Here is a 26,077-nt window from a genome sequence, read left to right on the forward strand (position 1 = left end):
GCCGCCGGCCTCACACGCTTCGCCATGATCGCAGTCGGCTACCTCGCCGCCGTGCTGACCTCAATCCTGGTGCCGGTACTGCTGATCGTTCTTCTGGCAGGGATCGAGGACGGCAACTGGTCGATCATTTTCACATTCGACTGGCTGGCCTCCTTCCCGCTCGCCGTGTTGACCGTGGCGATCTGCGCGTTGCTGATCGTCGGTCCGGCGATCTTCGTCGCCGAACGGCTGGCGCTGCGAGGATGGTTCTACTTCGCCGTCACGGGCGCGGTCACGTCGATCGCCTTCGGTGTTTTTGTGCCGGGCTCCGCTGGAGGCTTCGTTTTCAATCCGGGCTTCCTGGGTTTTCTGGCCGCCGCCGGCATTGCCGCCGGCTGGGTCTACTGGCTTCTGGCCGGACGCAGCTCGGGTCGTCTCACGGGCCGTGACCCCAGATGAACCGTCTCGTCGCCTATATCGTGCGCTTCGCCATCATCCTGTTCGGTTATGCCGTCGCCTCGCTGGCGGCGAGCGCTTTCCTCAACATCCTGTTCCTGGCCTCGCTCGGCTACGCGCCGGCGCAAGCGCATCCGGCGGCAACGGCATCGCTCTATTTTTCAATTCCCTTCGTCGCCCTGTTCGTCGCCTATTTCGGCTTCATGCCGGCGGCGATCGTCATCCTGATTGCCGAAATCCTCGGCCGGCGCGACTGGTTGTTCTACGCGCTCGCCGGCGCGGTGGTAGCGGGGGTTTTCCTCGGCCTCGTCGACAATGTCCGCGATTCCCCTTTCGCGGTCACCGAAGCCAGCGCCATCATGGCGGTGCTCGGTGGCGGCATGGTCGGCGGGATCTTCTATTGGCTTGCCGCCGGGCGCTGGGCGGGAAGCTGGTGGAAGGTCTCTACTTCGCCTGGGCCGTCAGGATCTTGAGCGCGAACGCCGAGAACACGCCGGCGAAGAGATAGTCGACCACCCGCGTCACACGGGGGCTGGCTTTCATTGCCGCCGAGAATTTTTCCGCCGCCAGCACCATCGGCACCGTCACCGGGATCGACAGCACGATGAACATGGAGCCGAGGAAGAACAGCTTCCCCGGCGCGTTCGGATCGTGCGCGGAGACGAATTGCGGCAGGAAGGTCATGAAGAACAGGATGATCTTCGGGTTGAGCAAATTGACGCCGAGCCCCGCCGCCCAACTGCGCAACAAGGAAATCCGCGGACCGGTCTTCTTTTCCGGCGAGAAAGCCGAGCCCTTGGCGATCGCCTGCCAGGCGAGGAAGACGAGATAGCCGGCGCCAAAGGTCTTCAGCACGAAAAAAGCCATCGGCGAGGCGACGATCAGCGCCGAGACGCCGACCACCACCAGCGTGGTGTGGATCAGCGTGCCGCACAGCGCGCCGGCCATCGAGGCGAAGCCGGTGGCGCGGCCCTGGCTCAGCGTGCGCGACACGAACAGCGTCATGTCGGGGCCTGGCGTGATCGCCAGGATCACGGTGGCGATGGCGAACTGGATCAGCGTGGTGGTGTCGGGAATGAAGGACATGGCAAGCCCCGGGGGAACGCGTCGGCTATACAGGACCCGTGTCGCCGGCGCCAGATGGGGCCAGCGCGTCCTCCGGTGGAGTTGGAGCGGTTCGGCCAGTTTCGCCAGCTTACATTTCGCCAGCTTACAGGCGGCGGTCTTGAGCGCCTGGTAACCGGCGGCATGGCCCCGGGATCGGTCCTCCCGATCAAGCCCGGCGTCGCACTGCCGCGCTGGATCAGCAACCTGGCGCCGCGTGCGCTTGCTCGCTTTGCCGTTCCTGCTAAAAGGCGCTCCGACAATCCGTGACGCCTTGCCTCAGGCGTCCACCTTTCGACGGAGCAGAAATGTCCAAATTCAAAGACGTCAAGAAGGTCGTGCTCTCCTATTCCGGCGGCCTCGACACATCCATCATCCTTAAATGGCTGCAGACCGAACTCGGCGCCGAAGTCATCACCTTCACCGCCGACCTCGGCCAGGGCGAGGAGCTCGAACCGGCGCGCAAGAAGGCCGAGATGATGGGCATCAAGGACATCCGCATCGTCGACGTACGCGAGGAATTCGTCGCCGACTTCGTCTTCCCGATGTTCCGCGCCAACACCGTCTACGAAGGCACCTATCTCCTGGGAACCTCGATCGCGCGGCCGCTGATCTCCAAGCACCTGGTCGAGATCGCCAGGGAAACCGGCGCCGACGCCATCGCGCATGGCGCCACCGGCAAAGGCAACGACCAGGTTCGCTTCGAGCTTTCGGCCTACGCGCTCAACCCCGACATCAAGGTCATCGCGCCGTGGCGCGACTGGTCGTTCAAGTCGCGCACCGACCTGATGAACTTCGCCGAACAGCACCAGATCCCGGTGCCGAAGGACAAGAAGGGCGATGCGCCGTTCTCGGTCGACGCCAACCTCCTGCACTCCTCGTCCGAGGGCAAGGTATTGGAAGATCCGTGGAGCGAGGCGCCGGAGTTCGTGCACCAGCGCACCGTGTCGCCGATGGACGCGCCTGATGCCGTGACCGAGATCGAGATCGAATTCCTGAAGGGCGACCCGGTCGCGCTGAACGGCAAGAAGCTGTCGCCGGCCACCATGCTGGCGGCGCTCAACGATCTCGGCCGCGACAATGGCATAGGCCGGCTCGACCTGGTCGAAAACCGCTTCGTCGGCATGAAATCGCGAGGCGTGTATGAAACGCCGGGCGGCACCATCCTGCTCGCGGCCCATCGCGCCATCGAATCGATCACGCTTGACCGGGGTGCCGCGCACCTCAAGGACGAGTTCATGCCGCGCTACGCGGAGCTCATCTACAACGGCTTCTGGTTCTCGCCCGAGCGCCTGATGCTGCAGGCGATGATCGACAAGAGCCAGGAAGACGTCGAAGGCACGGTGCGGCTGAAGCTCTACAAGGGCAATGTCATGGTCACCGGCCGCAAGTCTGGGAAGACGCTCTATTCCGACGCGCTGGTCACCTTCGAGGACGACCGTGGCGCCTATGACCAGAAGGACGCCGCCGGCTTCATCCGCCTCAATGCGCTGAGGCTGCGGACATTGGCCGCGCGCAACCGCAACAGCTAGACGGAATGCGCTGTCTCGGTCGATGCCCGGTGCCGCTGCTCTTTCTGGCGGCGCCGGTCATGGCTGGGGACTTCGCGCCCACCTCCCTGGACCTCGCCGCCCTCATCGAATGCAGGGCCGATCTGCCGGCGTATAATGGTCTTGCCCTCTGGCTGGGCGGTGAGCCAGACGCGGCGCAGACCCTTGGCTGGAAGGAGGTCGCTTCCGGCAATCCCTTCCTGCGGCAGTATCGATTGCCGGTCCCGGTCCATGTCTTCGGGCGCGAGACCGCGACGATCGTCTTTACCGCGACAGGGCCGATGGCCGTGCTTGATGGCATCGCAGCGCCGGACCTCGCCCGCCAGCTCGACGTCCCGGCGACGGTCTCGACGCCGGACAAGTTCCTCGGCGAGAAGGTCATGGCCGAAAGCAGCGAGGATGCCGGCGGCGTGAGCCTTGCCACGCGCATCACGCTCAACGTCTCGACCGTCGAGTCCCACCCCGGCAGGACGCTGGCCGGCTGCTCCTATGCGCTCGACGTGAAATGAAAAACCCGGCGCGGTGGCCGGGTCTTTCGTTCAATGGCCGTGCGGATCGATCAATCGGCGTCGATCGCGGTGGCGATGCGGGCGATGGCCTGCTGATAGACGCTTGCGGAATTCCAGCCGGCGATCGCGCCCATATTCGACTGCGCGCTGGCGCCAGCCCGCCAGCCGTGACCCTTGAGGAAGTTGGCGGTGGAGGCCAAAGCGATCGCCTTGTCGCGCAGGTTTCCGCTGCCTACCGCATACTTCAAGACATTTCCGGGCAGGAACTGCGTGTGGCCGATCTCGCCATGCATGGCGCCGACCGACGAGGCGGTCAACGCTCCGCGATCAACCAGCTTCAGGGCCGCGATGGCATGCGGGTGAAAATAGTCGGGCCGGCGGCAATCATAGGCAAGCGTCACAATGGCGGAGACTGTGTTCTGGTTGCCCATGGAAGCACCGAAGCCGGTTTCCATGCCCCAGATGGCGAGCAGCACGCCCGGCGACACGCCGTAGTTGGCTTCGATCTGGTTGAACAGCGCCGCGTTCGACTTCTTCAGCGAACGGCCCTTGGAGATGATCGCCGACCCGCCGCGGCGTTTCATGAAATCGTCCACCGAGCCGCTGAAGGCCTTGTGGATGGCGCGGTCGGCGGAGATCGTCCTTGTTGCGTAGGTCGCGCCGGCCAGAGCAGCCAGACCCCTCGACCCGACACCTTCGGACTTGGCCTCGGCGGCGAAGTCCTGTTTCCAGGCGTCGAAGCCGGCGCCGGTCTTGCCGCAGCTGGCCGCCGCTTGCGCGCCGGTTGCCAGCCCGAGCACCGCCACCACCGCCGCCGCTAAAATCCTACCCTTGGCACGAAATGCCATGTTGTTCTCCTGGTTGCCTGATTCACGTCCCGTTTGCGAATTTGCCAGCGAAACGCGCATTTGTCACCGTCTGTGGCGCGATGCTGGCGAATGCCGGGGAATTTGCCTACGATCAAGTGATTATTATGGCGAGTGTCAGGCATGAAAGACGCTGATGCCGCCCATGGACCGGGGCAGGCGCGCCTGGACCGGCGAAGCAAAATAGTCGCGATGGACCGCGGAACACCGGCCGGTGGTTCGCGTTTGGGCACGGGCCGCCATGATCCCTTCCTATGAATCATGCATCCCTTTCAGATGAATCATGCATCCCTTCTGACGAATTGAGACCGAGATGAAACTTTTCGACTGCCCGCATTGCGGCCACCGTCTTTATTTCGAGAATGCCCAGTGCCTGAACTGCAGCAGTCTCGTGCTCTATGATCCCGAGGGCGCGCGCTTTGTCTTGTCCGGCGTCGACGGCGCGATCCAGTGCACCAATGCCGACGAATGCGCCTGCAACTGGATGGCCGAGCCGGGACAGGTCTTCTGCCGTGCCTGCGTGCTGAACCAGCTGATCCCGGATCTCTCGGTCGACGGCAATCGCCGCCGCTGGATTCGCGTCGAGGCGGCGAAGAAGCGCGCCATCTATTCGCTGCTCGCCTTCGGCCTGCCGGTGGCGCCCAAGCAGAGCCCGACGGACGAGATCGGGCTGGCCTTCGACTTCCTCGCCGATCCGATCGGCGGCGGCCCGGGCGGCGAACGGATTCTCACTGGTCACGACAACGGCCTGATCACGCTGAACGTCGCCGAAGCCGATTCAGCCGAGCGCGAAAAACGTCGCGTCCAGATGGGTGAGAATTACCGCACGCTGCTCGGCCATTTCCGCCACGAGCTCGGCCACTATTACTGGGACCGCCTGATCCGCGACGATCCGCAAAGGCTGGAAGCGTTCCGCGCCTTGTTCGGCGACGAGCGTGCCGACTACGAACAGGCGCTGAAGGCCTACTACGCCAATGGCGCGGCGCCCGATTGGCAGCAAGACCACATCTCGGCCTACGCCACCTCGCATCCGTGGGAGGACTGGGCCGAGACCTGGGCCCACCACCTGCACATTACCGACACGCTGGAGATGGTCCATGCGCTGAACTTCCCGCTCGGCCGGCTGGAGACGGTGGAGACGAACGAACTGCCGCGGGGCGATACCGGGGGCGAGCCGCAGGCAGCACCCTCGGAGCCCGCCAACACGCCCGAGCCCTTCGACAAGATCCTTGCCCGCTGGCTGGTGCTGTCGGAAGCCTCCAATTCGATCAACCGCTGCATGGGCCTACCCGACCTCTACCCCTTCGTCATTTCGGACGCGACCGCGCGGAAACTGGCGTTCGTACACGATCTTCTGACCGGCTTGCCGATGGAGGCCGGAACAAATCGTGAGTTGGCTCGCGCATTTTAGCCGGAACGCATGCGCTGCTGTCCCGTTGTCACCGCCGAGGGACTGTGAAACGGAGAGAACCCATGAAATCCTTATTGTTTCCCGCAATAGCCGGGATGCTGACCGCAATGTCGGGCGCGGCATTGGCCGATACCGCTGTCTCGGCAGTCACCGATCTCAACGTGCGTGCCGGTCCCGGCCCGCAATATCCTGTCATTGGCGTTCTCGCCGCAGGCCAGTCGGCAACGCTCAACGGCTGCATCGAAAACAGCAAATGGTGCACCATCGCCGAAGCTGGCGGCCAGGGCTGGGTCTATTCCGACTACGTCACCGCCGATTTCGGCGGCAGCCGCGTGGTGCTGACGCAGCGTCGCTCCGCCGTTGCCGTGGTCTCGCCGCCGGACGACATCGGCAACTATTCGACCGACTATACCGGTGCGATCATTTCCAGCGATCCGGTGGTTGGCGACTTTCCAGCGCCGCCGGCCGCGGTACGGACCTATGTCGACACCCATCGCCTCGACCCCGTCTATCTCGACGGCGAGGTGGTCACCGGCGCGACCCTGCCCGATACGGTCGAGCTGCGCGAAATTCCTGACTACAACTACCGCTATGTCTATGTAAACGGCCAGCGGGCGCTGATCGATCCGCAGACACGGCGCATCATGTACGTCGTGCGTTGACGCGATGCCGGCGGTCGCCGAAGCGGCCGCCGGCGAAACCTGGATTGGCGACCGCGGCAGGCTGGCCCGCGCCTGCGTTCCGGGGCAATCGGAGTGCGCGTATTCCTGCTGATATCGATTCCGGTTCCCGAAGCCATCAGCTGGATCAAGCAGCGATGGATTGGGATCGAGGACAAGCGTGACGATCGACGACACTGCCTTCGAGCGCTATCGCAACACGCCGAACGCCAGGACGACTTTGCCGCGCCTGCTGCTGGGAACGCTGATCGTCGTCCTGTTCTGGGGCGCCACCACCGCGGCCGTGCTGTTCGGTGGCACCCATGTTTACTTCGCCTGGCAGGGGGCGGCGACTTCGCCATACGGCATGGAAGGTTTTCTCGCCTCGCCCGCCGGCATCCTCTGCGCGCTCGCCTCTTTCGCCGGGATCTGGATCGGCCTGTGGATCGCCATGCGCTGGGTGCATGGCGAGCCGCTGTCGGCGCTGCTTGGCGCCGGCCGCCGCGTAGCGCGACCGGACTTCCTCAAGGGGCTGATCGCGGTGCTGATCACCTCGGCCTTGTCCGAAATCCTGCTCTATCTGCTGGAGCCCGGCATCGCGCGCGGCACGATCAGTCTGTCGTCATGGCTGCTGTTCGCGATCCCGATCGCCGCGCTCACCTTGCTGCAGACTTCGTCGGAGGAGGTGCTGTTTCGCGGCTATCTGCTGCGTGGCCTGGCCAATCGGTTCAGAAGCCCGTGCGTCTGGGCGCTGCTGCCCGGCCTGCTGTTCACCTCGCTGCACTGGAGCGGCGGTTCGTCGGCCGCCATCAACGCCAGCGTGCTGGTCTCGATCGCTGCCTTCGCGCTGCTTCTGACGCTCGTGGTCTACGCCACCGGCAATCTCGGGGCCGCCCTTGGAGCTCATCTTGGCAACAACCTCACCGGCTTCCTGCTGATCTCGCATCAGGAGAGCTACAATTCCTTCGCCTTGTTCACCGCAAAGCCGCTCGAAGGGCCGGGCTGGATGATATCGGATGCCATCCTCATTGCGCTCATCGGCATTGCCTGCAGCCTGCTGACGATTGTCTTGCTGCTGCATCCGCGCTCGCCGCTGAAGGTCACGGCCGAGGTTCCAAATGCTGTGGGTGCTGCCTGATCGCTGCCCGGAAAGCATCGCAACACCGGCCTTGCCTTGACTCTCGCGCCAAATTCCTGTCTACAGCCCACCAATTCCGCGACGAGTATCCCTCCGAGCAAGCCGACCAGGATGCCGAAACCTCTTTGAGGCCGAGTGCTGTAAACAGATCCTGGAGGCCAACACCCGGCAGCGCTGTGCGCCCCCGGGTGCTTTTTGGTTTTGGGCTTTTGCTTGGACTGGCTTTTGCTTGGAGACTGGGCGCGAACGCATTACCTCTCGGGCATCATCCGGGTGCCAGGGAATAGGAAAACGAATGTTTGAATCGCTGCAGGAGCGTCTTGGCTCCATCCTGAACGGCCTGACCGGCCGCGGCGCGCTGTCGGAGGCGGATGTCTCGGCAGCGCTGCGCGAGGTGCGCCGTGCGCTGCTCGAGGCCGACGTGGCGTTGGAAGTGGTGCGGTCCTTCACCGACAAGGTGCGCGAGAAGGCCGTCGGCGCCGCGGTGCTGAAGTCGATCAAGCCGGGACAGATGGTCGTCAAGATCGTCCATGACGAGCTGGTCGACATGCTCGGCGCCGAGGGTGTCGCCATCGACCTCAACGCGCCGGCCCCGGTCGTCATCATGATGGTCGGCCTGCAGGGCTCCGGCAAGACCACCACGTCGGCCAAGATCGCCAAGCGGCTGACCGAGCGGCAGAACAAGAAGGTCCTGATGGCCTCGCTCGACACGCGGCGTCCGGCCGCGCAGGAGCAGCTGCGCCAGCTCGGCGAGCAGGTCAAGGTGGCGACGCTGCCTGTTATCGCAGGCCAGAACCCGGTCGATATCGCCAAGCGCGCCGTGCAGGCGGCCAAGCTCGGCGGCCATGACGTCGTCATCCTCGACACCGCCGGCCGCACCCATATCGACGAGCCGCTGATGGTCGAGATGGCCGACATCAAGAAGGTGTCGAGCCCGCACGAGATCCTGCTGGTCGCCGATTCGCTGACCGGCCAGGACGCCGTCAACCTGGCGAAGAGCTTCGACGAGCGCGTCGGTATCACCGGCCTGGTGCTGACCCGCATGGACGGCGACGGCCGTGGCGGTGCCGCGCTGTCGATGCGCGCCGTCACCGGCAAGCCGATCAAGCTGATCGGCACCGGCGAAAAGATGGATGGGCTGGAGGAATTCCACCCCAAGCGGATCGCCGACCGCATCCTGGGCATGGGCGACATCGTCTCGCTCGTCGAAAAAGCCGCCGAGAACATCGATGCCGAGCAGGCGGCGGCGATGGCCAAGAAGATGCAGTCGGGCAAGTTCGACCTGAACGACCTCGCCCAGCAGCTTCAGCAGATGTCGAAGATGGGCGGCATGGGCGGCATCATGGGCATGATGCCCGGCATGGGCAAGATGAAGGACCAGATGGCCGCCGCCGGCCTCGACGACAAGATGTTCGGCCGCCAGCTCGCGATCATCTCCTCGATGACCAAGGCCGAGCGCGCCAATCCCGACATTCTCAAGCACTCGCGCAAGAAGCGCATCGCCGCCGGCTCCGGCACCGATGCCGCCGAGATCAACAAGCTCCTGAAGATGCATCGCGGCATGGCCGACATGATGAAGGCGATGGGCGGCAAGGGCAAAGGCGGCGGCCTGATGCGCGGCATGATGGGTGGCCTTGCCTCCAAGATGGGCCTTGGTGGTTTGGGGGGCGGCATGATGCCCGGCGGCATGGGCGGCATGCCCGATCTATCGAAGATGGACCCCAAGCAGCTCGAAGCCTTGCAGAAGCAGGCGCAGGCCGCCGGCCTCGGCGGCATGAAGGGCCTGCCCGGCGGTCTTCCCGGCGGCGGCTTGCCCGGCCTGCCCGGCGGCATGAAGCTTCCCGGCCTTGGCGGCGGTGGCGGCCTGCCCGGTCTCGGCAAGAAAAAGTGAGGACGCTATGAACGAAGAAAAGGACATGGCCGACGCCCGCACCATCCTGGCCGGCTACCGCGCCTCGATCGACAACATCGACGCGGCCCTCATTCACATGCTGGCCGAGCGCTTCCGCTGCACCAAGGCGGTTGGCGTGCTCAAGGCCGAGCATGGCCTGCCGCCGGCCGACCCGGCGCGCGAGCAGCAGCAGATCGCCCGCCTGCGCCAGCTGGCGCATGACGCGCATCTCGACCCGGATTTCGCGGAGAAATTCCTCAACTTCGTCGTCCGCGAAGTGATCCGGCACCACGAACAGATCGCCGCTGCCAACGGCGTGACGAAAACGGGTTGAAGAAACCCTGACTTATCAAACGAAATCAGAGCTTTTAGGAGAAAAGAAATGGCACTGAAGATCAGACTGGCCCGTGCGGGCTCGAAGAAGCGTCCTTACTACCACGTCGTCGTCGCCGATGCCCGTTCGCCCCGCGACGGCCGGTTCATCGAGTCGCTCGGCTCGTGGAACCCGCTGCTGCCGAAGGACGGCGAGCGCATCAAGGTCGACGCCGACCGCGTCAAGCATTGGCTGTCGCACGGCGCCCAGCCGACCGACCGCGTGCTGCGCTTCCTCGATGAGGCCGGCCTTGCCAAGCGCGAAGCCCGCTCCAACCCGAAGAAGGCCGAGCCCGGCAAGAAGGCGCAGGAACGCGCCGCCCTGCTGAAGAAGGCCCAGGAAGACGCCGCTGCCGCCGCTTCGGCCGCTGCCGCACCGGCCGAAGCGGAAGCCGCTACCGCCGAGTAATCGCGTCCTATTCCTTGCGGGAACAAAACGGCGGGCCTGTGCCCGCCGTTTTGCTCTTCATGTTTGGACTACGGCCGATCAATAACCGCTTGGGCAGCGATCGACATAGACCCGACCATGGCGATCGCGGTACCGGCATTGGCCGCTTTCGCTGGCATGGCCGATCAGCGCGCCGGCCACGGCGCCGACCGCACCGCCGACAACAGCGCCCTGCACCGGATCTCCGGCCACGGCCGCGCCAACCGCAGCACCGCCCAGGCCGCCCACGGCAGCCCCTTTTTCCGTTTGCGAACATGCACCCAGTGCCGTCGTCAGCACCAGAATGGTCAGTATTTTCTTCATTTGTCGTTCCTCTCACACGCGGATCGCCGTCTCGCCGCCAAGTGCTTAACTCTCAGACGGCTAATTTGATCCCGAGGAGAACGAAGATCGCGACGCTGCTCGCCCAAACAGACCGCATCGGCGGTATTGCCACCCGATGGCGTGCAGGCGAAGTGGACGCTGTTCTTGGCTCGGAACAGCTATCGGCTGAACGGGATCAGCGCACGAACCCTGGGGTCGCGCAGATAGAGGCCGCCCCATAGGATGATGCCGAGATAGACGCCGAACAGCATGTGCGAGAACAGCGGATTGCCGATGCGCGCATTGGTGGCGATGGCGCCGCCCATATAGGCGGTGAGCAGGAGGGCGCCGAGCACGGAGGTGCGCGGCAGCGCGTAGAGCGCGGTCGAGACCAGGCCGATGACGCCCAGCATGCGCGCGACGTTGGGATCGGCTGGCCACCCAAGCGGCACCATCGTCTGGGTGACCACGTCGAGCGGCGGCAGCTTGATGGCGCCGTCGAAGATCATGAACAGGACGATGAGGCCGCTGAGCGCCCGGCCGGTCCACAGGGCGCCAGCCGAGACGGGCGCGGTTTGAGAAATGCTCATTGGGTGTCCTCCTGATGGTCAGCCCCTTTTTCGGTGGGGTCGACCCAAGGACGTTCCATGAGGCGTCGATCCGACAAATGTTCGGATTTTTGACGGTGCGGCGTTACGAAAGATAGAACTTTTCGGCCGACAGCATCTTTGGTGGCGTCTCGCCCAAGGCCTCGAACACCGAGATTTCGCAGACCCGGCACAGGCCGTCGAGCGCGAGGTCGTTGGCTTCGGTGCCAAACGGATCCTCAAGCTCTTCCGAAAGCGCGTCGAGGCCGAAGAAGGTGTAGGCGATCAGCGCCGTGAACAATGGCGTTGCCCAACCGGTGGTCGAGATCAGGCCAATCGGCAGCAGCAGGCACACGATGTAGGCCGTGCGGTGCACCAGCAGCGTGTAGGCGAAGGGCAAGGGCGTGCCGGCGATCCGCTCGCAGCCGGCCTGGATGGCGGTGATTGACGCCAGCCTCTCATCCAGAATGCGGAAACCGATCGTGTCGAGGTCGCCAGCCCGGCGCTGCGCATTGGCACAGCGGCCCATGCGCCTGACCATCTCGTCCGCCGGATTGGCGAAACTAGCGGCCGTCCCGGCTTCAGCCTCGATGAAGGCATGGACCTCCTTGACGCTGTCGATCTTGCGCAACTGGCCGCGCAGAAAATGACAGAAGGCCAGCGCTTCCATCAGCAGGGCGCGCTGCTCGGCCCGATCGGGAATGAGGCTTGTCGTGGCGCGGGCCAGATTGCGGATTTCGAAGACCAGCGCGCCCCACAGTTTGCGCGCCTCCCACCAGCGATCATAGGCGGCGTTGTTGCGAAACGACAGATAGATCGACAAGGTCACGCCCACCAGTCCGAAAGGCGTGATGTTGAAGACGCCGAGATCGAGCTGGAACCGGCGCGCCACGACGAGGATGACCACCGAATAGATCGCGAAGCCGAAAATCTGCGGCAGGATGCGTGGCACCACCGAACCGCGCATGATGAAGAACAGCTGCAGGAAGGTGGGGCGCGGACGAACGATCATTCGGGAGCCTTTCACGGACCGGCGTCGGCCCTCAGCTCCTGTATTGTGCGATGCGGCCGTCATGCAAGCCCGGCCGCCGACGACATTGCCATGTCGTCCGTGTGTCGACTACCGGTGTGTGCTGTTTGCGGATATTGAGAAGCTGCTGCCGTCCCGATGCAGGCGAGAAAAAGTGACGGGCGAGACCGATCTGAGCACTCTGTTGGCGTCGATGACGCCGGAACTGCGCGATGGCATCTATGTCTTCGCCACGCTGGCGCCTGGCGTTCCACAGCCCGAAGGCCTCGAACCGGTCATGGCGTTTCGGGAGCGCGAAGGCACGACGCTGATCGTGACGGAGGAAGCCGCCCGGAGCACTGAGCTGACCGCCTCGTTCCGCTGCCGGATGATCACGCTGAACGTCCACTCATCGCTGGAAGCCGTCGGCTTCCTCGCCGCCATCACCGCGCGCCTCGCCGCCGCCGGCATGGGCGTCAATCCGGTCTCGGGTTTTTACCACGACCATCTGTTCGTGCCGGCTGGGCGGGCGGAGGAGGCGATGGCGGTGCTGCATCAGCTCGCCAAGGACAGCGCTGGCTGAAATCAGCGCCTTCGGACGTAAAGAATGTCCGGCAATCCTTCCTCATTGGTCGAACCGTCGCCGAACGCTTCGGCGCGAAATCCGTGGCGTTCATAGAAGCGGCGGGCACCGCTGTTGGCCTGAAAGCAATATAACTTGACCACCGGCAAGATGGCGGCAGCCTCTTCCACTAGCCGGCTACCAATTCCTTGGCCCGTCCAGGCCGGATCAAGATAAAGCTGCTCGATCCATTCGCCTTTGACCGAAATGAAGCCAATAATGTCATTGTCGGCCTCGGCGATCGTCACCTGCTGGTTGGGCAACACGATATCTCGGATGAAAGACAAGTCCTGCTCCGGCGTGTGCAAGACCGGCATCCAGTCGAACGAGGCAAGCGCCGCACGCATGACCTTGGCGATGGAAGCGGCGTCGGAACCGATGGCCGGGCGCGGAGCGACTTTGATGTTATCGGTCATAACTACAAGCCTGTGACTGCCGCCGGTCGGTCGAGGAAAATGGACAGGCCAGCGCCGCCCCTCATCCCCCTGCCGGGACCTTCTCCCCGTATAGTGACGGGGAGAAGAGGGCTAACGGCCGGAGGCCGAGCCCGCGACGGCGGGCCGCCGGTCGTCCGGCGCCCTCGCGGAGGGCCAGCCGCGGCAGCGGCGATACGGCCCGTGAGCGAAGATTATGCCGCCTTCTTCTTCGGCTGGATCAGGCCGCGCTCTACCAGGAGCTCGGCGATCTGCACGGCGTTCAGCGCCGCGCCCTTGCGCAGATTGTCGGAGACGATCCACATCGACAGGCCGTTGTCGATGGTCGAATCCTCGCGGATGCGCGAGATGAAGGTGGCGTCCTCGCCGGCCGATTCCAGCGGCGTGATGTAGCCGCCATCCTCGCGCTTGTCCAAGACCTGGCAGCCCGGCGCATCACGCAGGATGTCGCGCGCCTCATCGGCGGTGATCGGCTTCTCGAACTCGATGTTGACCGCTTCCGAATGGCCGATGAACACCGGCACGCGCACGCAGGTCGCCGTCAGCTTGATCTTGGGGTCGAGCATCTTCTTGGTCTCGGCGACCATCTTCCATTCTTCCTTGGTAAAACCGTCATCGAGGAAGACATCGATATGCGGGATGACATTGAAGGCGATGCGCTTGGTGAACTTCTTGACGTCGACGCTGTCGGCGACGAACACCGCACGCGTCTGCGTGAACAGCTCGTCCATGCCTTCCTTGCCGGCGCCGGACACCGACTGGTAGGTGGCGACGACGACGCGCTTGATGGTGGCGAAATCATGCAGCGGCTTCAGCGCCACGACGAGCTGCGCCGTCGAGCAATTCGGGTTGGCGATGATGTTCTTGCGTGTGAACAGCGAGATCGCGTCCGGGTTAACCTCGGGCACGATCAGCGGCACGTCCTGGTCGTAACGGAAGGCCGACGAATTATCGATGACGACGCAGCCCTGCTTGCCGATCTTCGGCGACCATTCCTTGGAGACATTGCCGCCGGCCGACATGATGCAGATGTCAGTGTCGGAAAAATCATACTGGTCGAGCGGCCTGACCTTCAGCGTGCGGTCGCCGAACGACACTTCCGTGCCCATGCTGCGCCGCGAGGCGAGCGCCACGACTTCGCTCACTGGAAAGCCGCGCTCTTCCAGGATGTTGAGCATTTCCCGGCCCACATTGCCCGTGGCGCCGACTATCGCAACCTTGAAACTCATAAAAATCTCCTGTCCCTCTCCGCTTGGTTTTTGGAGAAAACCCGCCGGCCAAGTGCGGGTTCCGTCCCCCGGGCCGGACCCGGGAGAGGGTGGTTAGGCCAAGGGAATCACACCGTTTTGGTGGTGCTTTTGGTGGTTTTCCTGGCCAAGAATAGGGTTTTGCCGGAACGAGGCGACGCAGCGACGCGCCCGGCCCAATGATTCGCATTGAGGCTGGGGGCATCGAATGCAAGAAGAGCCATCAAAAGGCCGCGCATCGAAAAACGATCCCGTTCGAAGCGGGCTTTTACGCGGTTTGCGGCAGGAGTCAATTGGCGGCACGCCGCATAGCCTTCATGGCACCCTGTACAAGAAGGGCGGCAGGAAGTACGAACGGCCAAGATTGTTTGGCTGGCGCCGCCAGCCCCCGGCATGTGCTCCATGATGAGCGCAGAACCCTGAATTCCGAAAGAACGAGATGTCCAATTTCGATGGTATTGTTCCCGCGCTGGCACAAGCGCTGGAAAAACGCGGTTATTCCGACCTGACACCGGTGCAGAAGGCGGTGCTGGAGCTCGGCCAGGCCGACGCGCTGGTGTCGGCGCAGACCGGCTCGGGCAAGACCGTCGCCTTCGGCCTTGCCATGGCGCCGACGCTGCTCGACGGCGCGGAACGTTTCGGCCCGGCAGCGGCGCCGCTGGCATTGGCGGTGGCGCCGACACGCGAACTGGCGCTGCAGGTGACGCGCGAGCTCGAATGGCTCTATGAGCCAACCGGCGCCACGGTGGCGTCCTGCGTCGGCGGCATGGACATGCGCACCGAACGGCGCGCGCTGGAGCGCGGCGCCCACATCGTCGTCGGCACGCCCGGCCGGCTGCGCGACCACATCACGCGGCATTCGCTCGACATGTCGACGCTGAAGGCCGTGGTTCTCGACGAGGCCGACGAGATGCTCGACCTCGGCTTTCGCGAGGACCTCGAATTCATCCTCGATGCCGCACCGGCCGAGCGCCGGACGCTGATGTTCTCGGCCACCGTGCCGCGCTCCATCGCCACGCTCGCACAGGGCTATCAGCGCGATGCCGTGCGCATCTCGGCCGCCGGCGAGGAAAAGCAGCATCTCGACATCGAGTATCGGGCGCTGAATGTAGCCCAGGCCGACCGCGAGAACGCCATCATCAACGTGCTGCGCTTCTATGAGGCCAAGAACGCGCTGGTGTTCTGCAACACGCGCGCCGCCGTCAACCATCTGACCGCACGCTTCAACAACCGCAATTTTTCCGTCGTGGCGCTCTCGGGTGAACTCAGCCAGAACGAACGCAGCCACGCGCTGCAGGCGATGCGCGACGGCCGCGCGAAAGTCTGCATCGCCACCGACGTCGCGGCGCGCGGCATCGACCTGCCCAATCTCGAGCTGGTGATCCACGCCGACCTGCCGACCAATCCCGAAACGCTGCTGCACCGAAGCGGCCGCACGGGACGTGCCGGGCGCAAGGGCGTCAGCGCGCTGATCGTGCCTAACAGCGCCCGCAGGCGCACCGAGCGGCTGCTGCAAAGCGCCAAGCTGACGGCGACCTGGGCGAGCCCGCCCTCGGCCGACGACGTGATGCGGCGCGACGACGAGCGCATTCTTGCCGACCCGGCTTTCGACGAACCGGTCAAGGATGACGAGCGCGAGTTCATCGATGCGCTTCTTAGCCGGCATGGCGCCGAACAGGTGGCGGCCGCTTTCGTGCGCCAATGCCGCGCCAGCCGCTCGGCGCCCGAGGATCTCATGGACGTCGCGCCTTTCACGCCATCGCGTGAAAGAGCGGCGGGCGAAAAATTCAGCCCTCGCGACGAGGCACCGAGCCGCCGCGACGATTTCGGCGCCAGCGTCTGGTTCTCGCTGTCGGTGGGGCGCCGGCAGAATGCCGAGCCGCGCTGGCTGATCCCGATGCTGTGTCGTGCCGGCAGCATTTCCAAGCGCGAGATCGGCGCCATCAAGATGCAGCCGGAAGAGACGTTCGTGCAGATCGCCGCCGACTGGGCGGAGCGCTTTCTCGCCGCGATCGGTCCCGACCGCAAATTGCAGGGCAACATCGTGGTCAAGCGGCTGGACGGCACGCCGGACCTGTCGCGGGCCGGCTATCAGCCGCCGAGCCCGGACAAGAAGCCGCATCGCGGCAAGGCGCCGTTCGACCCGAACGCGCCGAAGCGCAAATTCGAGAAGCGTGCACCGGCTTCAGTCGACCATCGTCCGGCCACCACGCATGAGGCAAAGCCGTGGGCGAAGAAGCCGGGCAAGCCGAAATTCGACAACGCCGGTCCGCCAAAAAACAAGAAGACGAAGAAGCGGCCTTCGTAGGAATCCAGACTGGCCGCGCTCTGCTTCAGGCCGGCCCGGATGATCGCCGCCCAGCTTGCCGACGCCAGTGTCGGCCGGTGCTGTCTGGCGATGTGCCCGGCCAGGGACGCGCGGCAGGCATCGGAACGCTTGGCTGTCATAGCTATGGGCGGCTTGCCCATGGGCTTGGGCCTGTGCCACATCTTGGCAGGGAACGGGCTACAAGGGGCGGGCGGATGCGCGGTGAAGTGCTTCACTATGACGAGGACCAGGGCTTCGGCTTCATCACCGGAGCCGACGGCAGCAGCTACACTTTCACCCGCGAGAACCTGCGCCGGCAAACCGCCATGCCCAACGGGACGGCGGTCGAGTTCCAGCCGGGCGGCGGCCAGGCGCGCGACGTCTTTTCGATCGCTGGCCAAACCACCGCAGGCCCGGCCGTGAACTCGACGGTTGGCGCAGGCATAGATGCGGCACCGGCCCAAGCCGGCACCGCATCCACAGCCCGCGCACCGCAGGCGCAGCATTTCGGCCGATCCAGCGAGAGCGCAACCGCCGAACCCAGTGATCTCTGGGGCTATTTCTGGCGTGGACTGACGCAGAACTACTTCAACTTCGCCGGCCGCGCCCGCCGCAAGGAATATTGGGGCTATTGCCTGTTTTGGGTGGTCTGCCTGCTGATCGTCGGCGGCATCGGCATCTTCACCGATATCGAAATGGGCAATTTCGACACAGATGTCTCGGCGGCGGTGACGGTCGGCCTCTGCGGCACCTTCCTCTTGGCGACGCTCCTGCCCGGCCTCGGCATGACCGTGCGCCGGCTGCACGATATCGGCCTGTCGGGCTGGCTCTATCTGGTGATCCTGATCCCCAGCATCGGCAGCCTGATCATCCTGGTCTTCGCGCTGATCCCGACCCAGGCGCGTGAAAACCAGTGGGGACCAGTGCCTGCTGGAGTCAGGGTTTAGCGGTCAGTTCCCGAGAAAGGTCACTCCAAAAACGACGGTTCAGCCGATCTTCGTCACAGACGAAGATTCCGCTTGCTATTTAATCCGCGCACAGATAGTCTGTGTGCAGATTAAATAGGTGAATGGAGCAAGACGATGTGGACCAATGAATACACCGCGACTTCCGCCCTTCCTGCGCAAGCCATCTGGAACGCGCTCAAGGCCTTGCATGAAGGCCGCCTGACTTATGAAGGCTCCGATACCTTCGTGCTGCATGGGCCATTCGCCAAGGGCACCCGCGTTTCGGTGACGCCGGTCGGTCAGGACACGTTCGAATCGACCATCGTCGATCTCGTCGAAAACGTGACCTATGCCGATGAAACTTCGTTCGGCGACACCAAGCTGCTGTTCCGGCACACTCTGGTGCCTGTCGAAGGCGGCACGCAGGTGACGCACCGGCTCGATATCTCAGGTCCTTCGGCCGCCGAGGTCGGCCCGGAACTCGGGCCCCAGATCAGTGGCGATTTCGACGTGTCGATGGCCAAGTTGTTCGAGCAGGCGGAGGCGTTGGCGAACCATGGCTGAACTCGACACGCGCTTCAAGGGCGGGCCGTCGGAGAGCCCCGGCTTACTGCTCTGGCGAACCACCATGCGCTGGCAGCGCGTCATGACGGCGGCGCTGGCGCCGCTCGACCTGACGCATGTCCAGTTCGTGCTGCTCGCCTCGGCGATGTGGCTTGGCCGCAATGGCGAACCGCCCAACCAGGTGCAGCTCGCCGCCCAGGCCGGCACGGAGGTGAAGATGACCTCTGACGTCGTCGCCCGGCTGGAGGCCAAGGGTTTGATCGCACGCGAAGCCGATTCCCGGGACTCCCGGGCCAAGGTGATCCGCGTCACCGCCGCCGGGGCGGCGGCCGCCCAGCAAGCGATCGTCGCCGTCGAGGCCGCCGACTCAGCGTTTTTCGAGCCGGTGGACGAGGCGCGGCTCGTCGGTCTGCTGCGGCAGCTTGCCGGCGAGATCCGCTGATTATCCCAGGAACTTGGCGATGATCGCGTCGCCCATTTCGACCGTGCCGACCTCGGTCATGCCGGGTGAGAAAATATCCTTGGTGCGCAGGCCCTGGTCGAGCACGGCGGCGATAGCGCCTTCAAGCTTGTCGGCTTCGTCGACCATGCCGAAGGAATAGCGCAGGCACATGGCGAAGGAGGCGATCATGGCGATCGGGTTGGCGATGCCCTTGCCGGCAATGTCGGGTGCCGAACCGTGCACCGGCTCGTACAGCGCCTTGCGCTTCTTGGTCTTGGCGTCAGGCGCGCCGAGCGAGGCCGACGGCAGCATGCCGATCGAGCCGGTCAGCATGGCGGCGATGTCGGACAGCATGTCGCCGAACAGATTGTCGGTGACGATGACGTCGAACTGCTTTGGCCAGCGCACCAGCTGCATGCCGCCGGCATCGGCCAGCATGTGGTCGAGCTTGACGTCGGAATAGCGTGCCTTGTGGGTCTGGGTGACGACCTCGTTCCACAGCACGCCCGACTTCATGACGTTGCGCTTTTCCATCGAGGTGACATGGTTCTTGCGGGTCCGCGCGAGCTCGAAAGCGACGCCCGAAATGCGCTCGATCTCGAACGTGTCGTAGACCTGGGTGTCGATGCCGCGCTTCTGGCCGTTGCCGAGATCGATGATCTGCTTGGGCTCGCCGAAATAGACGCCGCCGGTCAGCTCACGCACGATGAGGATGTCGAGGCCTTCGACGACTTCCTGCTTCAGCGAGGACGATGCGGCCAGCGCCGGATAGCAGATGGCGGGCCTGAGATTGGCGAACAGCTCCATGTCCTTGCGCAGGCGCAGCAGGCCGGCTTCGGGGCGCACCTCGTAAGGCACGGCATCCCATTTCGGTCCGCCGACGGCGCCGAACAGCACCGCGTCCGCAGCCATCGCCTTTTCCATGTCGGCATCGGAAATCGCCGCACCGTGCGCATCGAAGGCGCAGCCGCCAACCAGGCCCTCGTCGGTGACGAAGCCACTGCCGAGCTTTGCGTTCATGGCCGAGATCAGCTTCTTGACCTCGGCCATCGCCTCGGGGCCGATGCCGTCGCCGGGGAGCAGGAAAAGATGCTTCGTTGCCATGGTGAGCCGTCCTAGAAAGAATGCGTTTCGGTTTGCACGGCGTCCTTCGCGCGCCAAAGAGGCTCGCGGCGCTGTGCGACGCGGCCTTGCTAAACGCCAAGCGGTTGCAGCGCAAGGGGAGGACGAAGGACCTGTCGCCGCTGTCCCGCCGGCATGTCCAAGTTAGTGGCCACGGAAGATGCGCTCACCGGTGCGAGAGAATGTTGACCAGTCGGCCCAGCGGATCGCGCACATAGAAGCGCCGCACGCCCCAGGGTTCATCGGCGGGTCCGTATTCGACGGCGAAGCCGGCGCCCTTCATGGCTTCGAATGCCGCATCGACATCGTCCACCTCGATCGACAGATCCGGCACCGGCGTACCGGACCCGCCTTGCGTCATGAAGCTGACCTGCAGCTCCATCATGTCCTCGGAACCGTAGGTTACGATCCAGCCCTGATCCATCAGGATGTCGAGGCCAAGCACGTCATGGTAGAAACGGTTCGCCGCGGCCACGTCCGGCGTTTCGATATTGGCCACGATACGCCGGACCTTCATGGCGGAAGTCTCCTCACACGGTACGCCGCAGCGCCGTCACCTCGATCTCGATCTTCATTTCCGGCTTGTTGAGCTGGCAGACGATCATCGTCGCCGCCGGCCTGATGTCGCCGAATGTCTCGCCAAGGATCGGGAAGACGACATCCACGAAGGCCTGGTCGGTGATGTAGTAGTGCGCGCGCACCACGTCGGATATCTCGAAGCCGCCGTCCTGCAACGCCTTGCCGATCGTCGCCAGGCAATTGCGCGTCTGCGCCTCGACACTGTCCGGCATCGTCATGGTGGCGTAATCGTAGCCGGTCGTCCCGGACACGAAGCACCAGTCGCCCTGCACCACGGCGCGTGAATAGCCGGCGGTCTTTTCGAACGGCGAGCCGGTTGAGATGAGCTTGCGCATGGGGGGAGCCTCGCATTGTTGCAGCTACTTTGGAGCGAAAACCCGATCCTGCCATGGGCCAATGCGGATGGATCGGCGGTGCAGAATCTATGGCCCCGACGGGCCAGCTTGTGCCCGGACGCCACAAAGGGAAATCGGCAAAGTCAACCGCCGCCACAATTTCTGCTTGCATTCAGGAACAAAAAGAGAACTATATATGTATCCGCGAGAGCAGACGCGGTCACTCCGGGGGGAGGAATCATTATGTCAAGCCGCACCGTCGCGCTCGCTCGCGCCTTCGTGGTACGGTTTTCGCGCGTGCCGGTGGTAGTCTTGACAGCGATGGCGGCCCAGGCCGGGCTTGGCTCTACGGCGCTTGGCGCGGGCATGGATTACGCCACCTGTTTCAGCGACGGCAAGGTTGGCGCCGACCAGCAGATCGCCGCCTGCACGCCCATCGCCGAGGACAGCAGCGAGATACCCGATCTGCGCGTGAATGCCTATTTCTGGCGTGGCCTTGCCTATACGCAAAAGAATGATATCGACCATGTCATCGCTGACATGAAGATAGCGCTCGATCCGACTTACGTGCGCGCTTTTACCAACCGCGCCATTGCCTGGGAGAGCAAGGGGGACTTCGACCGAGCCGTGGCGGACTATACGGGCGCGATCGCGCTCACGCCGAACGACGCCAACCTCTACGCCTATCGCGCCAGGGCACTCGGCAAAGGAGGCGAGCATGATCGCGCTATTGCCGAGTGCGACAAGGCGATCGACATCGACCCCGCCAACGAGATCGCCTATGGCGTGCGCGGTGTCCAATGGGAAGACAAGGGCGACGCGGCGCGGTCCCAAGCCGACTATGACAAAGCGGAGAGCGTCCGTACCGACCCGGTCGCGCCTTATCAAGACCGCGTCCGCTCGTGGATCGCGAAGGGCGAGCGCAAGCGCGCTGAAGCCGACTGCAAGTACATAGCTGGCGTCGACGTGAGCAAAGGACGCGCTTGCAGCCACCTGATCGTGAAAGCTCTCGGCGACCCGCGCGACGGCGGCCCCGGCTCAAACCCCGCTTCTGCTCAAAATGCGATTGGAGTGGGGTGGCAGGAAAAGGGCGACCATACCCGCGCCATCGCTGCATTCGACGAGGCTATCCGGCTCAATCCAACAAGTTCCGCTTTCTACTTCAATCGCGCCAAGAGCTGGGGCTTAAAGAAGAATTATACCCGCGCGCTCACCGATCTGAATGAAGCCGTCCGCCGCAACCCGGCCAACGCCGAGGCTTATCGCGTGCGCGGGATGACTATGGCTCGAATCGGCAATTCAAAGGAGGCTTTTGCCGACCTCGACAAAGCGATTTCCATCAGTGCCGACGATCCAAAACCGTATTTTGAGAGGGCGCTTGTCTGGGAGACGAGCGATCCCAACAAGGCACTCGCCGATCTGGATAAGGCAATCGCGCTCGATCCGGCCAACGTGGGCTACCGCAACGAAAGGCTTCGCGTCCAGCTCGACAAGCGCAGGGCGAAGGGGCAACCCGTACTGCAGGCACCAGACACGGAGGACAATCAGGGTCCCGAGACCGCCGACACCTCCAACCCAGCCGCGATGCAAGCGGCGAAGCCTGCCGAGCCTCCAACGTATGAGCCGTTTCAGCCATACCCCAAGAAGGTGGATCATTCCGAGATCGTGGCCTCGACGCTCAAGCGGGGCCTGGAGCAACAGGCGCGTGGAAATCTCAATGACGCGATAGACTCGTTCAACTTTGCAATCGAACGCGACCCCTACAATGCCGACGCCTTCTACAACCGCTCGATCGCCGAGGCATCGCGAGGGAACGACGCCGTCGCCGCCAAGGACTGCCGGCGCGCCGTTGATCTCGACCCCAGGCGAACGGGTTCCTGCAACGACCATGCGTCGGCCGAACCAGCCGAGTCGGCTGCGGGAGGGACCAGGAACCCGGCAGCTGCGAAAGTCCTGATCGAGCGCGCCAAGGCGCGTCTCGCGGAATATAGCGCCGACAGCGCGCTCATCGATCTTGCCACTGCGATCCGCCTCGATCCCGACAATGCTGAAGCCTATCTGGCGCGAGGGCGAGCGAGGGCGACGAACGGGGACAAGGCCGGAGCATCGGCGGATTGCCGTCACGCGGTCGAACTCGATCCGAAATGGGCAGGAGCTTGCGACGAGCAGGTTGCAAGCGGCGAAAGCATGCAGTTGACTCCACCGAGGGTGGAACAGCCGAAACCCTCCGTCGCGGCCGGGGTTGAAATCCTGGCCCGGCAACTCAGCCAGGGTAAAGCAAAGCCAACCGAAAAGCTGCCCGCGTCAAAGATAACGGAGCTGGCTCAGGCGGCTCGCCCGGGCGTCCTGAGCGCAGTGCAGAACGGCGACACTTTCTCGGGTGCCGGAAAATACGAGCAAGCCATCGGGCAATATGAGAAGGCGATCGCCCTCGACCCCAATAGCCCGTTCGCCTATTTCGGTCGCGGCAAGGCCTGGGCCGCAAAACGCAACTACAGTCGAGCGATCGCCGACTATGATCGGGTGATCGATCTCCTCCCAAACTTAGAGTCGGCGTGGATTTTCCGGGGCATCGCCAAGACCATGTCGGGCGATGTCGACGGAGCCTTGGCGGATTGTAGCCAGGCCGCCAAGATTGACCCGGAAGCGAGCGACGCATTTGTCTGTTCCGCGTCGGCTTGGAGCGCCAGGGGCGACGCCGAGCGGGCGATCGCGGCCTACTCAGTGGCGATTAAGATCGACCCGAAAAATGCAGCCAGTTACTTCGGGCGCGGCATGGCACGAGTCGACATGAATGACTATGAGGGCGCCATTGCCGATTTCGATCAGGCGATAAAATTCGATCCTTACAATGTCAGCTATGTGACCGAGCGCATTACGGCTCTGGCCGCGAAGGCAAAAGACGCTGCTGCATCGGGTGCCGTTGGGCCTGAGCCGAAGAATCTAAAGGCTTTGACCGATCGTGGCTACACTATTCCACCTGCAGCCAGAGTGGCTTTCGAGCAGGGAGGGGTGCTGGATAACGAAAATGACTATGACGGCGCCATCGCGCAGTATGGCAAGGCAATCCTCCTGTTCCCTGCATTCCGGGACGCATATGTGGCCCGCGCCTTCCTTTGGGAGATAAAGGGCGATTATGCTCAGGCCATTGCCGATTTCAGCCTTGCGATCGCGATCAACCCCGACATTGGCGAGACCTATGGCGATCGCGGCCGCAACCTCAAATATCAAGGGGATTATGACGGAGCGGTGGCGGATTACGACAAAGCCGTCCGTCTTGATCCAACGAACGCCAGGAGCTATGCCGGTCGAGGCATGTTCCGAATGGCCCGGCGAGAAGACGCAGCAGCACTTGCCGATTTCGAGACTGTGCTCAGCCTCGATCGCAATAACGTTTTCGGTTACTTCGGCCGAGGAGCGATCGGCGTTCGCCAATCGAACTATGATGGCGCCATTGCCGATCTGAACCAAGCAATAAGGATGAAGCCGAATTTCGCTGCCGCTTATCAAGCGCGAAGCCAAGCATGGGAAGCCAAGGGAAACCACAAACGCGCCGAGGCCGACCGCAAGAAAGCGCTCAGCCTCGAAGCGAAATAAGCTTGTCCGTCGGAGTTGCATGGAGGTCGTCCGACTGGTCCGATGGCGGGCTCACAACGGTGAGCCGGTGATGAATCAGGCTCGCAGTTGCGCCAGGACGCCTGCGATATCACCCATGCCCAATGCCGATGATGCGACCGTCTTCCACCCGAAAAAATGTCGCAGGAGGTGAAGTGCAGCGTCCGGCCGGTCGGTGCGACACCGAAATAGACACCTTGTGTGCCGCTGTAGACGAAGCTCGCGGCCACATGGTCCTTGTCGGCGACCACGACTTCCGTGACGACTTTGAGATCCGGCATTGCCGTCAGCCGCGCCTTGAAGAAAGCGACCGTCGCCTGTTTCGGACTGACATTGGCCGGCGGCGGTGCCGCGGCGCTCTGTTGATGATTCACATAGGTGTCGGCGAACAGTTCGGAGAAGGCGTCGATATCGCCCGCGCTCAATGTCGCCGCGAACCGTCCCGCCAGTGGTTGAGCCGAGCAGCCGCCCGGGCGAGGGTCGGTGTCAGCAAGCCGCCACCGAGAAGCAGCCCGGCTGCTGTCACTTGTCGCTGATTCTGCATCGTAGCCTCCGTCGGGAAATGGCGACGGAAGACCGTCGCGCTTGGCGACAGCGCTAGTTCGCCGACCCCAGCGCCTTGTCCAGCGCTTCCTTCACATCGGCCGGCCATGTCCCCAGCGCCGGCCAGGCGTTCGGTTGGCCATTGTCGCCGCGGCGGGCGAAATAGAGCTGGTGCTTGGCCGGGTCGACGGCCATGAAGCCGTCATTGCCGCCGCAATCATGCGGCACGCAGCCGCTGGCGAAGAAGGCGCCGGACGCGGTCTTTTCCGTGCCGCCGCCGACCAGCAGGCTGGTCGCCATATCGGGCATGTCCTTGCCGAGCAGCTTTTCGGCTTCCTTGTAGACAGCCTCATTGTGGAAGGCGTCGATGATGTTCTGGTACTTTTCCGGATCGATGTCTTTCCAGTCGGTGCCGGGTTCGGGCATGTAGGTGAGATTGCCCGAAATCGTCAGCCCATCCGTCGGCGACCACTGCAGGGCCGGCTTCTGGTCCCCCGGCAGGAGATAGGGCACGAAATAGATGGCGTTGTCGGACACTCCCGCGGGCGGCGCTCCGCACTCGTCCTGCTCGACCTTGGTGCTCTGGATGGCGCCGCCTTCCGGCTTCCAGACGATCACCGTCGCCGGGCCGCATTGATTGCCGCCATCGCCAACATCGAACAGGGCCACCTTGATGCCGCCAACCTCCACAATCTTGTCGAAGAAGAGATCGTAATTGCTGGCCAGCTGCTTACCGTCATAAGCAAGCACCTTCTCGCCGTCCTGCTCCGGCTGCGTGATGGTGAGGTGGCCGCCTTCGAACGGCACCGGCGCCTGTTTGTCGTCATCGGCGGCGTCGGCGGCGTTGGCTCCCGCATCCTGATCGGTGGCCGGCTTTTCCACCGCCGGCGCCTGTTGCGCGGCGGGCGTCTGGGTCTGCGCGAGCCCGCTCGCGGCGGGCGCCAGCAACAAGGCCAGCCCGCAAACGCCGGCAAGAAGCTGATGTCTCATGACTGTCCCTCCCTCGACCCGGCCCGGAAAGGGCCGGTCCTGGCGGC

At 63.8% G+C, this 26,077-nt stretch carries 27 protein-coding genes; 16 read left to right on the plus strand and 11 right to left on the minus strand.

Annotation, left to right across the window (positions count from 1 at the left end; genetic code table 11):
• Window positions 1-24: 24 nt before the first annotated feature.
• Both FJ943_RS02700 and FJ943_RS02705 read left to right on the plus strand, forming a co-directional pair.
• Complete coding sequence (locus FJ943_RS02700) at window positions 25-438, plus strand: hypothetical protein (RefSeq protein WP_224529748.1); 414 nt, start codon at window positions 25-27, stop codon at window positions 436-438.
• Entirely contained in the window at window positions 435-908 is a 474-nt protein-coding gene (locus tag FJ943_RS02705) for a hypothetical protein (protein ID WP_015314950.1), read from the plus strand. The genes FJ943_RS02700 and FJ943_RS02705 overlap by 4 nt, the downstream gene beginning before the upstream one ends.
• Here the strand turns inward: FJ943_RS02705 and FJ943_RS02710 are convergent.
• On the minus strand, window positions 880-1,521 hold the full coding sequence (locus FJ943_RS02710; RefSeq protein WP_140719671.1) for a LysE family translocator: 642 nt from the start codon (window positions 1,519-1,521) through the stop codon (window positions 880-882). The two genes, FJ943_RS02705 and FJ943_RS02710, sit on opposite strands and share 29 nt — an antisense overlap.
• A gap of 326 nt (window positions 1,522-1,847) precedes the next feature.
• On the opposite strand from FJ943_RS02710, the gene FJ943_RS02715 reads away from it, so the two are divergent.
• Both FJ943_RS02715 and FJ943_RS02720 read left to right on the plus strand, forming a co-directional pair.
• A complete protein-coding gene (locus FJ943_RS02715) occupies window positions 1,848-3,071 on the plus strand; it encodes an argininosuccinate synthase (protein ID WP_140712203.1) in 1,224 nt (407 codons plus the stop codon).
• 5 nt (window positions 3,072-3,076) lie between these two features.
• Window positions 3,077-3,598 carry a hypothetical protein gene (locus FJ943_RS02720; RefSeq protein WP_140719673.1) on the plus strand — a complete coding sequence of 174 codons (522 nt, stop codon included), beginning with the start codon at window positions 3,077-3,079 and terminating at the stop codon, window positions 3,596-3,598.
• 50 nt (window positions 3,599-3,648) lie between these two features.
• On the opposite strand, the gene FJ943_RS02725 is transcribed toward FJ943_RS02720, so the two are convergent.
• Window positions 3,649-4,446: a lytic transglycosylase domain-containing protein gene (locus tag FJ943_RS02725; protein WP_015314954.1), complete on the minus strand. Its 798-nt coding sequence runs from the start codon at window positions 4,444-4,446 to the stop codon at window positions 3,649-3,651.
• Window positions 4,447-4,777: 331 nt separating this feature from the next.
• On the opposite strand from FJ943_RS02725, the gene FJ943_RS02730 reads away from it, so the two are divergent.
• From FJ943_RS02730 to rpsP, 6 genes are all read left to right on the plus strand, one after another.
• A complete protein-coding gene (locus tag FJ943_RS02730) occupies window positions 4,778-5,875 on the plus strand; it encodes a putative zinc-binding metallopeptidase (RefSeq protein WP_140618257.1) in 1,098 nt (365 codons plus the stop codon).
• Between the two features lie 62 nt (window positions 5,876-5,937).
• Window positions 5,938-6,537 carry a DUF1236 domain-containing protein gene (locus FJ943_RS02735; protein ID WP_015314956.1) on the plus strand — a complete coding sequence of 200 codons (600 nt, stop codon included), beginning with the start codon at window positions 5,938-5,940 and terminating at the stop codon, window positions 6,535-6,537.
• Between the two features lie 178 nt (window positions 6,538-6,715).
• Window positions 6,716-7,672, plus strand: a complete 957-nt coding sequence (locus FJ943_RS02740; protein ID WP_140719675.1) for a type II CAAX endopeptidase family protein — start codon at window positions 6,716-6,718, stop codon at window positions 7,670-7,672.
• A gap of 295 nt (window positions 7,673-7,967) precedes the next feature.
• Window positions 7,968-9,563: a signal recognition particle protein gene (ffh, locus tag FJ943_RS02745; RefSeq protein ID WP_015314958.1), complete on the plus strand. Its 1,596-nt coding sequence runs from the start codon at window positions 7,968-7,970 to the stop codon at window positions 9,561-9,563.
• Window positions 9,564-9,570: 7 nt separating this feature from the next.
• Complete coding sequence (locus FJ943_RS02750) at window positions 9,571-9,897, plus strand: chorismate mutase (protein ID WP_015314959.1); 327 nt, start codon at window positions 9,571-9,573, stop codon at window positions 9,895-9,897.
• A 48-nt stretch (window positions 9,898-9,945) separates the two neighbouring features.
• On the plus strand, window positions 9,946-10,344 hold the full coding sequence (gene rpsP / locus FJ943_RS02755) for a 30S ribosomal protein S16 (RefSeq protein WP_015314960.1): 399 nt from the start codon (window positions 9,946-9,948) through the stop codon (window positions 10,342-10,344).
• A gap of 78 nt (window positions 10,345-10,422) precedes the next feature.
• Here the strand turns inward: rpsP and FJ943_RS02760 are convergent, their stop codons facing one another.
• From FJ943_RS02760 to FJ943_RS02770, 3 genes are all read right to left on the minus strand, one after another.
• Window positions 10,423-10,686, minus strand: a complete 264-nt coding sequence (locus tag FJ943_RS02760) for a YMGG-like glycine zipper-containing protein (RefSeq protein ID WP_015314961.1) — start codon at window positions 10,684-10,686, stop codon at window positions 10,423-10,425.
• Between the two features lie 179 nt (window positions 10,687-10,865).
• Complete coding sequence (locus tag FJ943_RS02765) at window positions 10,866-11,276, minus strand: DoxX family protein (protein ID WP_140618262.1); 411 nt, start codon at window positions 11,274-11,276, stop codon at window positions 10,866-10,868.
• 103 nt (window positions 11,277-11,379) lie between these two features.
• On the minus strand, window positions 11,380-12,285 hold the full coding sequence (locus tag FJ943_RS02770; protein ID WP_140719677.1) for a bestrophin family ion channel: 906 nt from the start codon (window positions 12,283-12,285) through the stop codon (window positions 11,380-11,382).
• A gap of 172 nt (window positions 12,286-12,457) precedes the next feature.
• On the opposite strand from FJ943_RS02770, the gene FJ943_RS02775 reads away from it, so the two are divergent.
• On the plus strand, window positions 12,458-12,865 hold the full coding sequence (locus FJ943_RS02775) for an ACT domain-containing protein (RefSeq protein ID WP_140719679.1): 408 nt from the start codon (window positions 12,458-12,460) through the stop codon (window positions 12,863-12,865).
• A 2-nt stretch (window positions 12,866-12,867) separates the two neighbouring features.
• On the opposite strand, the gene FJ943_RS02780 is transcribed toward FJ943_RS02775, so the two are convergent.
• Both FJ943_RS02780 and FJ943_RS02785 read right to left on the minus strand, forming a co-directional pair.
• Window positions 12,868-13,320, minus strand: coding sequence for a GNAT family N-acetyltransferase (locus FJ943_RS02780; protein ID WP_140719681.1), 453 nt, complete (start codon window positions 13,318-13,320; stop codon window positions 12,868-12,870).
• Between the two features lie 212 nt (window positions 13,321-13,532).
• Complete coding sequence (locus FJ943_RS02785) at window positions 13,533-14,567, minus strand: aspartate-semialdehyde dehydrogenase (RefSeq protein WP_023774477.1); 1,035 nt, start codon at window positions 14,565-14,567, stop codon at window positions 13,533-13,535.
• Window positions 14,568-15,024: 457 nt separating this feature from the next.
• On the opposite strand from FJ943_RS02785, the gene FJ943_RS02790 reads away from it, so the two are divergent.
• From FJ943_RS02790 to FJ943_RS02805, 4 genes are all read left to right on the plus strand, one after another.
• Window positions 15,025-16,893, plus strand: a complete 1,869-nt coding sequence (locus FJ943_RS02790) for a DEAD/DEAH box helicase (protein ID WP_140660419.1) — start codon at window positions 15,025-15,027, stop codon at window positions 16,891-16,893.
• Window positions 16,894-17,108: 215 nt separating this feature from the next.
• On the plus strand, window positions 17,109-17,840 hold the full coding sequence (locus tag FJ943_RS02795; RefSeq protein ID WP_140712219.1) for a DUF805 domain-containing protein: 732 nt from the start codon (window positions 17,109-17,111) through the stop codon (window positions 17,838-17,840).
• 135 nt (window positions 17,841-17,975) lie between these two features.
• Window positions 17,976-18,404: a polyketide cyclase gene (locus FJ943_RS02800; RefSeq protein WP_140719683.1), complete on the plus strand. Its 429-nt coding sequence runs from the start codon at window positions 17,976-17,978 to the stop codon at window positions 18,402-18,404.
• Window positions 18,397-18,846, plus strand: a complete 450-nt coding sequence (locus tag FJ943_RS02805; RefSeq protein ID WP_015314970.1) for a MarR family winged helix-turn-helix transcriptional regulator — start codon at window positions 18,397-18,399, stop codon at window positions 18,844-18,846. Before FJ943_RS02800 ends, FJ943_RS02805 begins: the two co-directional genes overlap by 8 nt.
• Here FJ943_RS02805 and leuB read toward each other — a convergent pair whose 3' ends face one another.
• The 3 genes from leuB to FJ943_RS02820 all read right to left on the minus strand — a co-directional run bounded on the left by leuB (window position 18,847) and on the right by FJ943_RS02820 (window position 20,882).
• The gene (leuB, locus tag FJ943_RS02810; protein WP_015314971.1) at window positions 18,847-19,950 is read right to left on the minus strand and encodes a 3-isopropylmalate dehydrogenase; all 1,104 of its coding nucleotides are present in this window, start codon (window positions 19,948-19,950) and stop codon (window positions 18,847-18,849) included.
• Between the two features lie 184 nt (window positions 19,951-20,134).
• Window positions 20,135-20,485, minus strand: coding sequence for a VOC family protein (locus FJ943_RS02815; RefSeq protein WP_015314972.1), 351 nt, complete (start codon window positions 20,483-20,485; stop codon window positions 20,135-20,137).
• 13 nt (window positions 20,486-20,498) lie between these two features.
• Window positions 20,499-20,882: a RidA family protein gene (locus tag FJ943_RS02820; RefSeq protein ID WP_140712221.1), complete on the minus strand. Its 384-nt coding sequence runs from the start codon at window positions 20,880-20,882 to the stop codon at window positions 20,499-20,501.
• A gap of 243 nt (window positions 20,883-21,125) precedes the next feature.
• On the opposite strand from FJ943_RS02820, the gene FJ943_RS02825 reads away from it, so the two are divergent.
• Window positions 21,126-24,479 (plus strand): tetratricopeptide repeat protein, encoded by a 3,354-nt coding sequence (locus FJ943_RS02825; RefSeq protein WP_246671817.1) that lies wholly within the window; start codon window positions 21,126-21,128, stop codon window positions 24,477-24,479.
• Window positions 24,480-25,094: 615 nt separating this feature from the next.
• Here FJ943_RS02825 and FJ943_RS02835 read toward each other — a convergent pair.
• Entirely contained in the window at window positions 25,095-26,030 is a 936-nt protein-coding gene (locus FJ943_RS02835; RefSeq protein ID WP_140719685.1) for a hypothetical protein, read from the minus strand.
• Window positions 26,031-26,077 lie beyond the last annotated feature (47 nt).

It is taken from the genome of Mesorhizobium sp. B2-3-10 (assembly GCF_006442275.1).
GTDB lineage: Bacteria > Pseudomonadota > Alphaproteobacteria > Rhizobiales > Rhizobiaceae > Mesorhizobium > Mesorhizobium australicum.

Coding starts and splice junctions, on each gene's coding strand:
- FJ943_RS02735 (WP_015314956.1), top strand. CDS start 5,938: ATGAAATCCTTATTGTTTCCCGCAATAGCCGGGATGCTGACCGCAATG.
- FJ943_RS02780 (WP_140719681.1), bottom strand. CDS start 13,320: ATGACCGATAACATCAAAGTCGCTCCGCGCCCGGCCATCGGTTCCGAC.
- FJ943_RS02835 (WP_140719685.1), bottom strand. CDS start 26,030: ATGAGACATCAGCTTCTTGCCGGCGTTTGCGGGCTGGCCTTGTTGCTG.
- leuB (WP_015314971.1), bottom strand. CDS start 19,950: ATGGCAACGAAGCATCTTTTCCTGCTCCCCGGCGACGGCATCGGCCCC.
- FJ943_RS02785 (WP_023774477.1), bottom strand. CDS start 14,567: ATGAGTTTCAAGGTTGCGATAGTCGGCGCCACGGGCAATGTGGGCCGG.
- FJ943_RS02825 (WP_246671817.1), top strand. CDS start 21,126: ATGTCAAGCCGCACCGTCGCGCTCGCTCGCGCCTTCGTGGTACGGTTT.
- FJ943_RS02715 (WP_140712203.1), top strand. CDS start 1,848: ATGTCCAAATTCAAAGACGTCAAGAAGGTCGTGCTCTCCTATTCCGGC.
- FJ943_RS02820 (WP_140712221.1), bottom strand. CDS start 20,882: ATGCGCAAGCTCATCTCAACCGGCTCGCCGTTCGAAAAGACCGCCGGC.
- FJ943_RS02795 (WP_140712219.1), top strand. CDS start 17,109: ATGCGCGGTGAAGTGCTTCACTATGACGAGGACCAGGGCTTCGGCTTC.
- FJ943_RS02800 (WP_140719683.1), top strand. CDS start 17,976: ATGTGGACCAATGAATACACCGCGACTTCCGCCCTTCCTGCGCAAGCC.
- FJ943_RS02710 (WP_140719671.1), bottom strand. CDS start 1,521: ATGTCCTTCATTCCCGACACCACCACGCTGATCCAGTTCGCCATCGCC.
- FJ943_RS02700 (WP_224529748.1), top strand. CDS start 25: ATGATCGCAGTCGGCTACCTCGCCGCCGTGCTGACCTCAATCCTGGTG.
- FJ943_RS02730 (WP_140618257.1), top strand. CDS start 4,778: ATGAAACTTTTCGACTGCCCGCATTGCGGCCACCGTCTTTATTTCGAG.
- FJ943_RS02705 (WP_015314950.1), top strand. CDS start 435: ATGAACCGTCTCGTCGCCTATATCGTGCGCTTCGCCATCATCCTGTTC.
- FJ943_RS02815 (WP_015314972.1), bottom strand. CDS start 20,485: ATGAAGGTCCGGCGTATCGTGGCCAATATCGAAACGCCGGACGTGGCC.
- ffh (WP_015314958.1), top strand. CDS start 7,968: ATGTTTGAATCGCTGCAGGAGCGTCTTGGCTCCATCCTGAACGGCCTG.
- FJ943_RS02750 (WP_015314959.1), top strand. CDS start 9,571: ATGAACGAAGAAAAGGACATGGCCGACGCCCGCACCATCCTGGCCGGC.
- rpsP (WP_015314960.1), top strand. CDS start 9,946: ATGGCACTGAAGATCAGACTGGCCCGTGCGGGCTCGAAGAAGCGTCCT.
- FJ943_RS02760 (WP_015314961.1), bottom strand. CDS start 10,686: ATGAAGAAAATACTGACCATTCTGGTGCTGACGACGGCACTGGGTGCA.
- FJ943_RS02805 (WP_015314970.1), top strand. CDS start 18,397: ATGGCTGAACTCGACACGCGCTTCAAGGGCGGGCCGTCGGAGAGCCCC.
- FJ943_RS02725 (WP_015314954.1), bottom strand. CDS start 4,446: ATGGCATTTCGTGCCAAGGGTAGGATTTTAGCGGCGGCGGTGGTGGCG.
- FJ943_RS02765 (WP_140618262.1), bottom strand. CDS start 11,276: ATGAGCATTTCTCAAACCGCGCCCGTCTCGGCTGGCGCCCTGTGGACC.
- FJ943_RS02770 (WP_140719677.1), bottom strand. CDS start 12,285: ATGATCGTTCGTCCGCGCCCCACCTTCCTGCAGCTGTTCTTCATCATG.
- FJ943_RS02720 (WP_140719673.1), top strand. CDS start 3,077: ATGCGCTGTCTCGGTCGATGCCCGGTGCCGCTGCTCTTTCTGGCGGCG.
- FJ943_RS02790 (WP_140660419.1), top strand. CDS start 15,025: ATGTCCAATTTCGATGGTATTGTTCCCGCGCTGGCACAAGCGCTGGAA.